Annotated in this window: 12 protein-coding genes; all 12 read left to right on the top strand. The window is 65.9% G+C overall.

Features of this window, described 5'->3' with window-relative positions; translation table 11 throughout:
• Positions 1-90: 90 nt before the first annotated feature.
• The 12 genes from LL972_RS12995 (at position 91) to gspD (ending at position 13,022) form a co-directional block, all read left to right on the top strand.
• Positions 91-1,974: a diffusible signal factor-reguated S8 family serine peptidase gene (locus LL972_RS12995; protein WP_228327960.1), complete on the top strand. Its 1,884-nt coding sequence runs from the start codon at positions 91-93 to the stop codon at positions 1,972-1,974.
• A gap of 129 nt (positions 1,975-2,103) precedes the next feature.
• A complete protein-coding gene (gene gspE / locus LL972_RS12990; RefSeq protein WP_228327948.1) occupies positions 2,104-3,831 on the top strand; it encodes a type II secretion system ATPase GspE in 1,728 nt (575 codons plus the stop codon).
• 175 nt (positions 3,832-4,006) lie between these two features.
• Positions 4,007-5,224 (top strand): type II secretion system protein XpsF, encoded by a 1,218-nt coding sequence (gene xpsF, locus LL972_RS12985; RefSeq protein ID WP_104534596.1) that lies wholly within the window; start codon positions 4,007-4,009, stop codon positions 5,222-5,224.
• 123 nt (positions 5,225-5,347) lie between these two features.
• Positions 5,348-5,779 (top strand): type II secretion system major pseudopilin GspG, encoded by a 432-nt coding sequence (gene gspG / locus LL972_RS12980; RefSeq protein ID WP_039426219.1) that lies wholly within the window; start codon positions 5,348-5,350, stop codon positions 5,777-5,779.
• 10 nt (positions 5,780-5,789) lie between these two features.
• The gene (gene xpsH / locus LL972_RS12975; RefSeq protein ID WP_228327947.1) at positions 5,790-6,299 is read left to right on the top strand and encodes a type II secretion system protein XpsH; all 510 of its coding nucleotides are present in this window, start codon (positions 5,790-5,792) and stop codon (positions 6,297-6,299) included.
• Entirely contained in the window at positions 6,296-6,712 is a 417-nt protein-coding gene (gene xpsI / locus LL972_RS12970) for a type II secretion system protein XpsI (protein WP_115050127.1), read from the top strand. The genes xpsH and xpsI overlap by 4 nt, the downstream gene beginning before the upstream one ends.
• Positions 6,709-7,344 carry a type II secretion system protein J gene (locus LL972_RS12965; protein WP_228327946.1) on the top strand — a complete coding sequence of 212 codons (636 nt, stop codon included), beginning with the start codon at positions 6,709-6,711 and terminating at the stop codon, positions 7,342-7,344. The genes xpsI and LL972_RS12965 overlap by 4 nt, the downstream gene beginning before the upstream one ends.
• Entirely contained in the window at positions 7,341-8,192 is an 852-nt protein-coding gene (locus tag LL972_RS12960; RefSeq protein WP_228327945.1) for a general secretion pathway protein GspK, read from the top strand. Before LL972_RS12965 ends, LL972_RS12960 begins: the two co-directional genes overlap by 4 nt.
• A complete protein-coding gene (locus LL972_RS12955) occupies positions 8,189-9,310 on the top strand; it encodes a PilN domain-containing protein (RefSeq protein WP_228327944.1) in 1,122 nt (373 codons plus the stop codon). Before LL972_RS12960 ends, LL972_RS12955 begins: the two co-directional genes overlap by 4 nt.
• Positions 9,294-9,947 carry a type II secretion system protein GspM gene (gene gspM, locus LL972_RS12950; protein ID WP_228327943.1) on the top strand — a complete coding sequence of 218 codons (654 nt, stop codon included), beginning with the start codon at positions 9,294-9,296 and terminating at the stop codon, positions 9,945-9,947. Before LL972_RS12955 ends, gspM begins: the two co-directional genes overlap by 17 nt.
• Positions 9,937-10,728, top strand: coding sequence for a type II secretion system protein XpsN (gene xpsN, locus LL972_RS12945; protein WP_039510363.1), 792 nt, complete (start codon positions 9,937-9,939; stop codon positions 10,726-10,728). The genes gspM and xpsN overlap by 11 nt, the downstream gene beginning before the upstream one ends.
• Positions 10,725-13,022, top strand: coding sequence for a type II secretion system secretin GspD (gspD, locus tag LL972_RS12940; RefSeq protein WP_228327942.1), 2,298 nt, complete (start codon positions 10,725-10,727; stop codon positions 13,020-13,022). The genes xpsN and gspD overlap by 4 nt, the downstream gene beginning before the upstream one ends.
• Positions 13,023-13,367: the final 345 nt, after the last annotated feature.

Raw genomic sequence — 13,367 nt, 5'->3', positions numbered from 1 at the left:
GATCAAACGCAGCGAGCTGCACGGCAGTCGCGCAGCAGTTTCGAGAGCCGCTCCCAGCTGATCGACGAAAAACACGAAGAGGACTTCACCGTGATCGACAAGAATTTCCGTCTCTCCCCGCTGACCGGCGCCATCTTGATGATGGCACTCGGGGCATCGGGCACGCTCGCTGCTGCCCCGCAACTGCTGGTCAAGGAACCGACCCAGGCAGCATCGGCCGGCGCTGCGTTCAGTAGCCGCCTGATCGTGCGCTACAAGGACAACACCGCCGCTGCGACCGATCGCGCCAGCAAGCTGAGCGCGGTGCAGGCCGCCGTCGGCCGTGTCGGTGCGAGCACCGGCGCACGCAGCAGCGCAGCCGCCGCCAAGGCGACGTATGTGCGCAAGCTCGGCATCGGCTCGGACCTGATCAAGCTGTCCAGCACGCTGACCACCGCACAGGTGGACAAGGTGGTGGTCGAGCTCAAGAGTGACCCGTCCGTGGCCGACGTGCAGATCGATCGCATGCTGCGCCCGGTCGAGATCAAGAAGAGCGTTGCTGCCGCCGACGTAACCCCGCAACTGGTGCCCAACGACCCGCTGTACGCGCAGTACCAGTGGCATCTGAGCAACCCCAACGGCGGCATCAATGCGCCGGCCGCATGGGATCTGTCGCAGGGCGCCGGCGTGGTGGTGGCAGTGCTGGACACCGGCATCCTGCCGGGCCATCCGGACTTTGCCGGGAACCTGCTGCAGGGTTACGACTTCATTACCGATGCCGAAGTCTCGCGTCGTCCGACCGATGCCCGCGTGCCGGGTGCGCTGGATTACGGCGACTGGGAAGAGGCCGACAACGTCTGCTACGACGGCTCGTTGGCACAGGAAAGCTCCTGGCACGGCACCCATGTCTCGGGCACCGTGGCCGAGGCGACCAATAATGGCGTAGGCATGGCCGGCGTGGCACCGAAGGCGACCATCCTGCCGGTGCGCGTGCTCGGCCGCTGCGGTGGCTACACCTCCGACATCGCCGATGCGATCGTCTGGGCGTCCGGCGGTACGGTTGCTGGCGTGCCCGCCAACACCAACCCGGCCGAGGTGATCAACATGAGCCTGGGCGGCGGCGAGCCCTGCGATTCGGCCACCCAGCTGGCGATCAACGGCGCCGTCTCGCGCGGCACCACCGTGGTGGTGGCGGCAGGCAACAGCGGTGAAGATGCGGCCAACCATTCTCCGGCCAGCTGCAACAACACCATCACCGTGGGTGCCACGCGCATCACCGGCGGCATCACCTACTACTCCAACTACGGCAGCAAGGTGGACCTGTCCGGCCCGGGCGGCGGTGGCAGCGTGGACGGCAATCCGGGCGGTTACATCTGGCAGGCCGGCTACACCGGTACGACCACGCCGACCTCGGGCACCTATACCTATATGGGTTTGGGTGGCACTTCGATGGCATCGCCGCACGTGGCCGGCGTGGTCGCGCTGGTGCAGAGCGCGTCGATCGGTCTGGGCGATGGCCCGCTGACTCCGGCCGCAGTGGAAGCGCTGCTCAAGCAGACCAGCCGCCGCTTCCCGGTGACCCCGCCGGCCAGCACCCCGATCGGCAGCGGCATCGTCGATGCCAAGGCCGCGCTGGAAGCGGTGCTGGTGGAGCCCTGCGATCCGGCCACCGAGAGCTGCGCGCCGACCGCCATCGCCTTGACCAACAAGGCCCCGTTGACCGGCCTGAGCGGTGCCGCCGGCAGCTCCACGCTGTACAGCTTCGAGGCCAAGGCCGGTGCCGTGCTCAGCTTCATGACCTACGGCGGCACCGGCGATGTGTCGGTGTATGTCAGCCATGAGGCCGAGCCCAGCGCCACCAGTTACGACGCCAAGTCGACCCGCCCGGGCAACAGCGAAACCGTGCGTTTCACTGCCCCCAAGGCCGGCACCTACTACATCAAGTTGGTGGGCGCTGCTGACTACACGAAGCTGACGCTCGTCGCACGACAGTAAGCCGTCCCATAGTGTGACCGATGCCCCCGGCCAATCACCGGGGGCATCGTTTTTCAGGACGATTCAGATGCGTACGGTTGATCGTCGCGGCAAACTGCTACAGTCGGCGCCGGACCAGTGGAGACGAGTGTGAACGCGGTTGCCGTCGATCCAATTGAGCATCGCAGTGCGGAGACACGCATCGTCGAAGCGCTGCTTGAACGCCGTCGTCTGAAAGACACCGATCTGCTGCGCGCGCGCCAGTTGCAGACCGAATCCGGCATGGGCCTGCTGGCCTTACTGGGCCGTCTGGGCCTGGTGTCCGAACGCGATCATGCGGAGACCTGCGCCGATGTGCTGGGTCTGCCGCTGGTGGATGCACGCCAGCTCGGCGATACCCCACCGGAAATGCTGCCGGAAGTGCAGGGGCTGTCGCTGCGCTTCCTCAAGCAATTCCATCTATGCCCGGTCGGCGAACGTGATGGCCGGCTGGAGTTGTGGATCGCCGATCCCTACGATGATTACGCGATCGACGCGGTGCGGCTTGCGACCGGTTGCCCGCTGTTCCTGCAGGTCGGCCTGCGCTCGGAAATCGACGATCTGATCGAGCGCTGGTACGGCCAGGGCCGCAGCGCGATGGGCACCATCGTGGAAACCGCCGACGGCGATGCCAACAGCAGCGACGATATCGAAGCGCTGCGCGACCTGGCGTCCGAAGCGCCGGTGATCCGGCTGGTGAATCTGGTGATCCAGCATGCGGTGGAATTGCGCGCCTCGGACATCCATATCGAACCGTTCGAAAGCCGGCTCAAGGTGCGTTACCGCGTGGACGGTGTGCTGGTGGAAGGCGAAAGCCCGCCGGCCAAACTCACCGCCGCGGTGATCAGCCGCATCAAGATCATGGCCAAGCTCAACATCGCCGAACGCCGGCTGCCGCAGGACGGCCGCATCATGCTGCGCGTGCAGGGCAAGGAGCTGGACCTGCGCGTCAGCACCGTGCCCACCGCGCACGGCGAGAGCGTGGTGATGCGTCTGCTCGATCGCGAGACGGTGGTGTTCGACTTCTACAAGCTCGGCTTTACCGAAGAGTTTCTGCCGCAGTTCCGCAAGGTGCTGGAGCAACCGCACGGCATCATGCTGGTGACCGGCCCGACCGGTTCGGGCAAGACCACCACGCTGTACACCGCATTGAGCCAGCTCAATACCTCCGACGTGAAGATCATCACCGTCGAAGACCCGGTGGAATACCAGATCGAAGGCATCAACCAGATCCAGGCCAAGCCGCAGATCGGGCTGGATTTCGCCAACGCGCTGCGCAGCATCGTGCGCCAGGATCCGGACATCATCATGATCGGCGAAATGCGCGACCTGGAAACCGCACGCATCGCGATCCAGTCCGCGCTCACCGGCCATCTGGTGCTGTCCACGCTGCACACCAACAATGCGGCCGGCGGCATCACCCGCCTGCTCGACATGGGCGTGGAAGACTATCTGCTCACCTCCACCATCAATGGCATCCTGGCGCAGCGCCTGGTGCGCAAACTCGACCTGGCCAACGCCGAGCGCTATCCGGCATCGCCGGAAGAGATCGAACGCTTCAACCTGCGCCGGCTGCAGCCGGACGGCGAGATATACCTGTATCGTCCGCGCGCCTCTGCCGCCGCGCCGACCGGTTACCTCGGCCGCACCACCATCGTCGAATTCCTGGTCATGAACGACGAGTTGCGGCGTGCGGTGATGCGTCGCGCCGGCATGGGCGAGATCGAACAACTGGCCCGCAAGGCCGGCATGCGCACCATGTACGAAGACGGACTGTCCAAGGCCTTGCGTGGCGAAACCACCATCGAAGAAGTGCTGCGCGTGACGGAGGATGCGTGAGAGTCAACGGAGCCACAACGAGCATCGGATGCTCAGGATCGGAAGATAACCAGGGCAAGGTCCCGGCAACGCGTCACGCACGCGCACAGCTGCGCCCACTCGCGCCAACGCAGCGCAGGATCCTGCTTTTCCCGATTCCCGATTCCCGATTCCCCAATCCCGGCCGTCCAGCCTGATGCCCCTGTACCGCTACAAAGCGCTTGACGCCCACGGCGAAATGCTCGATGGCCAGATGGAAGCGGCCAGCGACGCCGACGTGGCCCTGCGCCTGCAGGAGCAGGGCCACCTGCCGGTGGAAACACGCCTGGCCACCGGCGAGAACGACTCGCCGTCGCTGCGCATGCTGCTGCGCAAGAAGCCGTTCGACAACGCCGCGCTGGTGCAATTCACCCAGCAGTTATCCACGCTGATCGGTGCCGGCCAGCCGCTGGATCGCGCCCTGTCGATCCTGATGGATCTGCCCGAAGACGAAAAGAGCCGGCGCGTGATCGGCGATGTGCGCGACACCGTGCGTGGCGGCGCGCCGCTGTCCTCGGCGCTGGAACGCCAGCACGGGCTGTTTTCCAAGCTCTACATCAACATGGTGCGCGCCGGCGAAGCCGGCGGCAGCATGCAGGACACGCTGCAGCGCCTGGCCGATTACCTGGAGCGCAGTCGTGCGCTGCGCGGCAAGGTGATCAACGCGTTGATCTATCCGGCGATCCTGCTGGCGGTGGTCGGCTGTGCGCTGCTGTTCCTGCTCGGCTATGTGGTGCCGCAGTTCGCGCAGATGTATGAAAGCCTGGATGTGGCCTTGCCGTGGTTCACCCAGGCGGTGTTGAGCGTGGGCCTGCTGGTGCGCGACTGGTGGCTGGTGTTGATCGTGGTGCCGGGCGTGCTCGGGCTATGGCTGGATCGCAAACGGCGCAATGCTGCGTTTCGCGCCGCGCTGGACGAATGGTTGCTGCGGCAGAAAGTGGTCGGCAGCCTGATCGCGCGCCTGGAAACCGCACGACTGACGCGTACCCTGGGCACCTTGTTGCGCAACGGCGTGCCGCTGCTGGCGGCGATCGGTATTGCGCGCAATGTGATGTCCAATCTGGCGCTGGTCGAAGATGTCGACGCCGCGGCCGACGACGTCAAGAACGGCCATGGCCTGGCGATGTCGCTGGCACGCGGCAAACGCTTCCCACGGCTGGCCCTGCAGATGATCCAGGTCGGCGAAGAATCGGGCGCGCTGGACACGATGCTGCTCAAGACCGCCGACACCTTCGAGCTGGAAACCGCGCAGGCCATCGACCGCGCGCTGGCCGCGCTGGTGCCGCTGATCACGCTGGTGCTGGCCTCGGTGGTGGGGCTTGTCATCATTTCGGTGCTCGTACCGCTGTATGACCTGACCAATGCCATCGGATAACGTGGTAGTGGAGTCACAACAACTTTCCGGCGACCGCGCGACACCCATGCGGGAACCATTGCAATGGCCGCCGTGTCATCTTCTGGCGGCAGCATCTTTCATCGACGTGCAAGGAAATCGTTCATGATCAAGCGCTCCATCACCCGTAGTCCATCGCGTGCAGGCCAGGCCGGCATGAGCCTGCTGGAAATCATCATCGTCATCGTGCTGATCGGCGCGGTGCTGACCCTGGTCGGCAGCCGTGTGCTCGGTGGTGCCGATCGCGGCAAGGCCAACCTGGCCAAGTCGCAGATCCAGACGCTGGCCGGCAAGATCGAGAATTTCCAGCTCGACACAGGCAAGTTGCCAAGCAAGCTCGATGATCTGGTCACCCAGCCGGGCGGCAGCAGCGGCTGGCTCGGCCCGTACGCCAAGCCGGCCGAACTCAACGACCCGTGGGGCCACACCATCGAATACCGCGCGCCCGGCGATGGCCAGCCGTTCGATCTGATCAGCCTGGGCAAGGACGGCCGCCCCGGTGGCAGCAGTTACGATTCGGACATCAAGTACCAATAAGCCGTTCGCCATGCGCGTTGCGTGTCAGCCGTTGCGTCATCCGCATGGAGTGGTCGGCCCTGGTCGCACACGCACGCGTGGCAGTTCGTTGCTGGAGATGCTGCTGGTCATCGCCTTGATCGCGATGGCCGGCGTGCTGGCCGCCACAGCGCTCAACGGCGGGATCGACGGCATGCGATTGCGCACCGCCGGCAAGGCGATCGCCTCGCAGCTGCGCTACACGCGCACGCAGGCGATCGCCACCGGCACGCCGCAGCGTTTTCTGATCGATCCGCAGCAGCGCCGCTGGGAAGCGCCCGGCGGCCATCACGGCGATCTGCCGTCGTCGCTGGAGGTGCGTTTCACCGGCGCGCGGCAGGTGCAGTCGCGGCAGGATCAGGGCGCCATCCAGTTCTTCCCCGATGGCGCCTCCACCGGCGGGCGCATCGATCTGCGCGTCAAGGACGCCATCTGGCGCGTGGACGTGGGCTGGATCACCGGCGAAGTGCGTTCCGGGCAGTTGCGGACGCCGGCGCCATGAAGCGTCAGCGCGGTTACACGCTGATCGAGGTGATCGTCGCCTTTGCGTTGCTGGCGCTGGCGTTGAGCCTGTTGCTGGGATCGCTGTCCGGTGCCGCGCGTCAGGTGCGTGCGGCCGACGACAGCACGCGCGCCACCTTGCATGCGCAATCGTTGCTGGCCGCCCAGGGCATGGACAAACCGCTGGTGCCCGAGCAGCAACAAGGCACCTTCGAAGACGGGCATTTCCGTTGGTCGATGGATGTGCGCCCGTACGACGAGCCACGACGCAATCCGCAGGCGCCGGTATCCCCCGGTGCGCACACGCTGCTGCAGCTGACCCTGGTTGTGCGCTGGGGCGAGCAACCCAACCAGGTCCTGCAGTGGCGCACCTTGCGGCTGGTGGCTGCGGCGCAACCGGGAAGCGCGCCATGAGTCGCTCGCGCAGCGCCGGTTTCACCCTGATCGAAGTGTTGCTGGCGACGATGTTGCTGGTCGGCGGGCTGGCATTGGCGTTTGCCACCTTGCGCTCGGCCAGTGCGGTCAGCCAGCGCGGCGAGGCGATCGCCCAGCGCAGCGAGCGCGTGCGTGCGGTGGAAGAATTCCTGCGCCGGCGATTGGCGGCGGCACTGCCGTTCGCGATGGGCATCGACCCGCAAAGTCAGCAGCCGATGCTGTTCATCGGCGAACCGCAGCGCATGCGTTTTGCCGCCGATGTGCCGGATTACTTGGGCCGTGGCGGGCCGTACCTGCATGATCTGTCGGTGGCCGGCGATGGCGAGCAGCGCACGCTGCGGATCGCATTGACCATGCTGCAATCGGGCAAGTCGATCGAAGAGGGCACCACGCTGCCGCCGGAAACACTTGCCGACGGCGTGCAGCAGGTGAGCTTTCGGTATCGCGGCATGGATCCGCAGAGCGGCCGCCTGAGCGCATGGTTGCCGCAGTGGGAATGGCACGACCGTCTGCCGTTGCTGGTGCGCATCGATATCCGTAGCGGCGGTGCCGCCTGGCCGCCGCTGGTGGTGGCCTTGCCGCAATCCAGCAACCCGGGAGCAGGGCAATGAGCGCAATGCGCGGTGCCGCGCTGGTATTGGTGCTGTGGCTGATTGCGCTGCTCACCGCGATGATCGGCGCATTCGCGCTGACCGCGCGGGTGGAAGCGCTGCAGGGCAGCATGCTGCGCAATGGCGCGCAGGCGCAGGAATACGCGCGCTCCGGGCTGGAATACGCGTTGTCCCGCCTGCAGAGCACCGATACCCAGGCGCGCTGGCTTGCAGACGGACGGCGCTATCGTTGGCAGATGGACGATGCCACGGTGGAGATCCGCATTACCGACGAAAGCGGCAAGGTGGACTTGAACATGGCCGAGCCCGCGCTGCTGGCCGGCCTGGTGCGCGCGGTCGGTGCCGAACAGGGCCGCGATACGCGCATTGCCGGCGCCATCGTCGACTGGCGCGATGGCGACTCGCTGAGCCAGCCCGGCGGTGGCGCAGAAGATCGCGATTACGCCGATGCCGGATTGCCGTACAGTGCCAAGGATGGCCCGTTCGAAACGCTGGGCGAGTTGCGCCTGGTGCTGGGCATGGATGGCGAGCTGTATCGCAAGCTGTTGCCCAACCTCACCCTGTACAGCGGCCGCTCGCGTCCCGAAGCGCGCTTTGCGCCCGGCCCGGTGCTGACTGCGATGGGCCTGGATGCGCGGCAACTGCTGGCCCAGCGTGACGCGCCGCCGGGTTTGCCGGGCAGCGAGGCGACGGTCGGTGGGTCGGACACTTATAGTATCGAGAGCCGGGCGCGACTGAGTCAGGGACGCGAGGCCGTGTTGCGGGCAGTCGTCTCCACCAGTGCGTCCGCATTACCTGGGTCGGCGTATACCGTGTTGCGTTGGGAAGAGGGAGCAGCAGTGCAATGACCGCATGGCGGGATACCTTGGGTCGTATCGGCGTACGCGCCATGCCGGGAGCCGGAGGCTTCTGGCGTTGGTGGCAGCAATCGCTGCTGGCCTGGCTGCCGCAGCGCTGGCAATGGCAGTTGGGCCTGTCGCCGTCGCGGCTGTTGTTGCAGCTCGATGGGCAGGCGTTGCAGTTGCTGCGTCAGCGCGATCACAGCAGCGAGTCCATCGCCAGCCTGCCGTGGCCGGTGCAGCCGCAGGAAGTCAATGCCCTGCTGCCCACCGCGCTGGAAGGCCTGCCGCGGCACTGGCTGCTGCCGGCCGCGCATGCCCTGCGTCGTCCCTTGCGCCTGCCTGCCGCCGCCGCGGCGCGGCTGCAGGATGTGGCGCGCTTCGAGATCGATCGGCAAACCCCGTTCACCGCCGACCAGGTGTACTTCGATGCGCGCGTGCTGGACGTACGCGAAGATGGCCAGCTCGATGCCGAGCTGGTGGTCGTACCGCGACGCCTGATCGATGGCCCCGATGGCGTGCCCGACGCATGGACCAGCGCCTTGTCCGGCATCGATGTCGCCGATGCGCAGGGCCTGCCACTGGGCGTGAACCTGCTGCCGCCGGCGCGCCGGCTGCGGCGCAGCGACCCGATGCAGCGCTGGAATCTGTTGCTGGCCGCCGCCGCACTGGTGCTGCTGGCCGTGGCCGGCTGGCTGCTGCTGGACAACCGCCGCCAGGCCGCCGACGACCTGCGTGCCAAGGTGCAGGCCAACGCCGCGCGCGCGCGCCAGGTCGCCGCCGAACGCCAGCAGTTGCTGGATCTGGTCGAAGGTGCCACGTTCTTCCAGCAGCAGCGCGCCACCCGCCCGACCTCGGTGGAAATCTGGGACGAGCTGAGCCGGCGCCTGCCCGGCGGCACCTATCTGGAAAAATTCTCGGTCGAAGGCGGGCAATTGCAGTTGATCGGGTTGAGCAACGAAGCCTCTTCGCTGGTGCGGCGTCTGGAGGGCTCGCCGCTGTGGCGCACGCCCTCGCTGACCGGCGTGCTGCAGAGCGATGCCGGTCGCAACGTCGACCGCTTCACCATCACCGCCGAACTGGCCGGCCCCGATGCCAAGGAGGCGGCCGATGCCACGCAGCGTTAAGCGCGACCGCTGGATCGCTTTGGGCCTGCTGTTGCTGGTGATCGGCGTGGCCTATCTGGTGCTGGTGCACCCCTGGTTCACCCAGCCGATGATCGCCGTGCAGGACGACCTGCAAGCGCTGCGCGAGCGCGAGCTGCGCGTGCGCGTGCAACTGCAGCAGGCGCCGGAAGTCAGCAAGCGGCTGCGCCAGGCGCGCCAGACATTGGAAAGCCGCCCCGGCTTCCTGCCGGAAACCTCGGCCGAACTGGCCTCGGCCGGTCTGGTGCAGCGGCTGGAGCGCGCCGTGGTGGAAGCCAGCCCCGGCAACCGCAGCTGCGCCATCAGCAACCGCTCGCCGCTGCAGCCGGAGAGCAAGGACCGCTTCACCCGCGTCGCGGTGCAGGTGCGCCTGCGCTGCGGCACGCCGGAGCTGGCCTCGGTGCTGTACAGCTTGGAAAACGGCACACCGCGCCTGTTCGTGGACAATCTCAACGTGATGGCGCAGCGCTACCAACTCTCGCCCAACGAAAGCGGCAACGGCCTGGATATCGCCTTCGAACTGGCCGGCTACCTGCGCCCGGGCGCCAGCGCCGCGCCGTTGAACACCGATGCCGCGCCTGCCGCTGCAGACGCCGCGGAGGCCAGCAATGCGCCTTGACATGATCGGTCTGCGCACCTGGCTGCTGGCCACCGTGGTTGGCTGGGCGCTGCTGGTGTGCGTGCTGGCCGTGGCCGGGCTGGGCAAGCGCGTGGAGTTGCTGCCAGACGACCCGGCCCTGGTGCAGCGCCTGCCCACCCTGCCGGCACCGGCGCCGGAACGGCTGGGCGCGTTCGAAAAATATTCGGAGATCGCCGCGCATCCGGCCTTCGCCGAAGACCGCCTGCCACATCCGTTCTTCCTGTCCGGCAATGACGGCAGCAGCGCCGCCTCGACGGTGCGCCTGACCGGCGTGCTGCTGACGGACAACTTCAAGATGGCCACGCTGACGCTGGACCCGCAGGATTCGGTGCGTGTGCAGCTGGGCGGCGAAGCGGTCAAGGGCTGGCGCCTGCTCGCCCTGCAGCCGCGCAGCGCAACCATCGAAGGCCCCGGTGGCACTCAGACACTGGAGCTGCACGTGTTCAACGGCCTGGGCGGGCAACCGCCCACCGCCAATGCGGGCGCGCGCGGCGCTGCCGGCGCCATGCCGCCGTTACCGTCGCCCGATGCCGCCGCGGCCGCACCGACGCAGCCGCCGCAGACCCAGCCCGCCACGCCGCCACAGCAGCCCGGTGGGCAGACACCGCCGACGGTGCCGCCGCAGCGCAGCGATGGCGCCCAGGAAGCCCCACGCCCCTCCGATGATCAGATGCGCGCCATCCGCGAACGTATCGAAGCCCGACGCCGCCAGCTGCAACAGCAGCGCCAGAGCGGCTCTACCCCCGGTCAGACCCAATGAGTGAACGCATGACGCAGCGCCTGTTTCCCGTGTCCCTGCTGATCGGCCTGTTGGCCGGTTGCGCCTCCACTCCGCCGCCGGAGGTGCGCCGCGACGCGCGCCTGGACCCGCAAGTCGGCGCTGCCGGTGCCACCCAGACCAGTGCCGAGCAACGCGCCGAGGGTAATGCCAGCGCCAAGCCCACCCCGGTGATCCGGCGTGGCAGCGGCACCATGATCAACCAGGGCGCGGCTGGCGCCCCGGCACCGACGCTGGGCATGGCCAGCAGCGGCAGCGCCACCTTCAATTTCGAAGGCGAATCGGTGCAGGCGGTGGTCAAGGCGATCCTGGGCGACATGCTCGGGCAGAACTACGTCATTGCCCCCGGCGTGCAGGGCACCGTGACCCTGGCCACGCCCAATCCGGTCTCACCGGCGCAGGCCTTGAACCTGCTGGAAATGGTGCTGGGCTGGAACAACGCGCGCATGGTGTTCAGCGGCGGCCGCTACAACATCGTGCCGGCCGACCAGGCGCTGGCCGGCACCGTCGCGCCCAGCACCGCATCGCCGTCGGCCGCGCGCGGTTTCGAGGTGCGCGTGGTGCCGTTGAAGTTCATCTCCGCCAGCGAAATGAAGAAGGTGCTGGAGCCGTACGCGCGCCCGAACGCCATCGTCGGCACCGACAATTCGCGCAACGTGATCACGCTGGGCGGCACCCGCGCCGAGCTGGAGAACTACCTGCGCACCGTGCAGATCTTCGACGTGGACTGGCTGTCGGGCATGTCGGTGGGTGTATTCCCGATCCAGTCCGGCAAGGCCGAAAAGGTTTCTGCAGATCTGGAAAAGGTCTTTGGCGAACAGAGCAAGACGCCCAGCGCCGGCATGTTCCGGTTCATGCCGCTGGAGAACGCCAACGCGGTGCTGGTGATCACCCCGCAACCGCGCTACCTGGACCAGATCCAGCAGTGGCTGGACCGCATCGACAGCGCCGGCGGCGGCGTGCGCCTGTTCTCGTACGAATTGAAGTACATCAAGGCCAAGGACCTGGCCGACCGCCTGTCGGAAGTGTTCGGTGGGCGCGGCAACAACGGCGACTCCAACGCTTCGCTGGCCCCTGGCTCGGAAACCAGCGTGCTCGGCGGCGCGCTGGGCAACCGCGACAGCAGCATGGGCGGCAGTTCGGGCACCACCGGCGGCAGCATCGGCGAGAGCAGCGATGGCAGCTCCTCCGGCAGCAGCTTCGGCGGCAGCAGCGGCAGTGGCAGCAGCAGCGGTGGACTAGGCAACGGCAGCCTGCAGCTGTCGCCGCGCAGCAACGGCAATGGCGCGGTGACGCTGGAAGTGGAAGGCGACAAGGTCGGCGTGTCGGCGGTGGCCGAAACCAATACCTTGCTGGTGCGCTCCACCCCGCAGGCGTGGTCCTCCATCCGCGACGTCATTGAAAAGCTCGACGTGATGCCGATGCAGGTGCATATCGAGGCGCAGGTGGCGGAGGTGAATTTGACGGGCCAGCTGAGCTACGGTGTGAACTGGTATTTCGAGAACGCAGTGACCCGGCCGTTCGATGCCAATGGAAATGGTGGGCCTGCATTGCCGCCGGCCGCCGGCCGAAATATCTGGGGCGATATCGCCGGAAGTATCACCAACAACGGTGTGGGCTGGACGTTCTTGGGGAAGAATGCAGCCGCGGTCATCAGTGCGCTCGATCAGGTCACCAATATTCGCTTGCTGCAGACGCCATCGGTCTTTGTGCGAAACAACGCCGAAGCCACGCTCAATGTGGGTTCGCGCATTCCGATCAATTCCACATCGATCAACACCGGGCTGGGCAGCGACAGCAGCTTCTCGTCGGTGCAATACATCGATACCGGTGTGATCCTGAAAGTGCGTCCGCGCGTCACCAAGGACGGCATGGTGTTCCTGGATATCGTGCAGGAAATCAGTACGCCTGGTGCGCGTCCTGCTGCGTGTACGGCCGCGACCACCACAACCGTCAATAGCGCCGCCTGCAATGTCGACATCAACACGCGCCGTGTCAAAACCGAAGCCGCGGTGCAGAGTGGCGACACCATGATGTTGGCCGGGCTGATCGACGACAGCACTAGCGATGGAAGTTCCGGGGTGCCGTTCCTCAGCAAGTTGCCGGTTGTCGGTGCGTTGTTCGGTCAGAAGACCAGAGATACGACTCGCCGCGAAGTCATCGTGCTGATTACCCCGTCGATCGTGCGCAACCCGCAGGAAGCGCGCAACCTCACCGACGAATACGGCCAACGATTCCGTGCGATGGAGCCTCTTCATCCCGGGAAAAATAATTGATAGGAAATAAGTGATTAATCGTCGAGGTTATTTTTTTCTGTGATTGCGGTCGCGGAATTTAGCTCTGTGCTCGGTTAACGTAAGGCTACGTACACATATGGATGTGAAAAGATATGCGCGCCAAAATTTTACAGATGTTTCTATGCCAAGTTTTTCTCGCGATCGCTTTGATTTATGTTCCTGGTATTTCAAGGGCATCAGAATATGATGATTTTGATTATGTTTGCGCCAGTGACGCGGTTAAGAGTGGATCCGTTGTAGATGCAATAATTAAATCAAATGAACTGGCTGGCTATTGCAAAGATGGTCTAGTAAAAAGGGTTCGGGATGTCTCTTTGGTCAAAA

It is taken from the genome of Xanthomonas campestris pv. asclepiadis, assembly GCF_020784175.1.
In the GTDB taxonomy this organism is placed as follows: Bacteria; Pseudomonadota; Gammaproteobacteria; order Xanthomonadales; family Xanthomonadaceae; genus Xanthomonas; species Xanthomonas campestris_D.
Note: the sequence above shows the minus strand (reverse complement) of the source record. Positions and strands in the feature narration are given on the sequence as shown.

What these genes read in the sequence shown, in the direction of transcription:
- xpsF (WP_104534596.1), top strand. Translation starts at nt 4,007, where the DNA reads ATGCCCCTGTACCGCTACAAAGCGCTTGACGCCCACGGCGAAATGCTC.
- gspG (WP_039426219.1), top strand. Translation starts at nt 5,348, where the DNA reads ATGATCAAGCGCTCCATCACCCGTAGTCCATCGCGTGCAGGCCAGGCC.
- xpsH (WP_228327947.1), top strand. Translation starts at nt 5,790, where the DNA reads ATGCGCGTTGCGTGTCAGCCGTTGCGTCATCCGCATGGAGTGGTCGGC.
- xpsI (WP_115050127.1), top strand. Translation starts at nt 6,296, where the DNA reads ATGAAGCGTCAGCGCGGTTACACGCTGATCGAGGTGATCGTCGCCTTT.
- LL972_RS12965 (WP_228327946.1), top strand. Translation starts at nt 6,709, where the DNA reads ATGAGTCGCTCGCGCAGCGCCGGTTTCACCCTGATCGAAGTGTTGCTG.
- LL972_RS12960 (WP_228327945.1), top strand. Translation starts at nt 7,341, where the DNA reads ATGAGCGCAATGCGCGGTGCCGCGCTGGTATTGGTGCTGTGGCTGATT.
- LL972_RS12955 (WP_228327944.1), top strand. Translation starts at nt 8,189, where the DNA reads ATGACCGCATGGCGGGATACCTTGGGTCGTATCGGCGTACGCGCCATG.
- gspM (WP_228327943.1), top strand. Translation starts at nt 9,294, where the DNA reads ATGCCACGCAGCGTTAAGCGCGACCGCTGGATCGCTTTGGGCCTGCTG.
- xpsN (WP_039510363.1), top strand. Translation starts at nt 9,937, where the DNA reads ATGCGCCTTGACATGATCGGTCTGCGCACCTGGCTGCTGGCCACCGTG.
- gspD (WP_228327942.1), top strand. Translation starts at nt 10,725, where the DNA reads ATGAGTGAACGCATGACGCAGCGCCTGTTTCCCGTGTCCCTGCTGATC.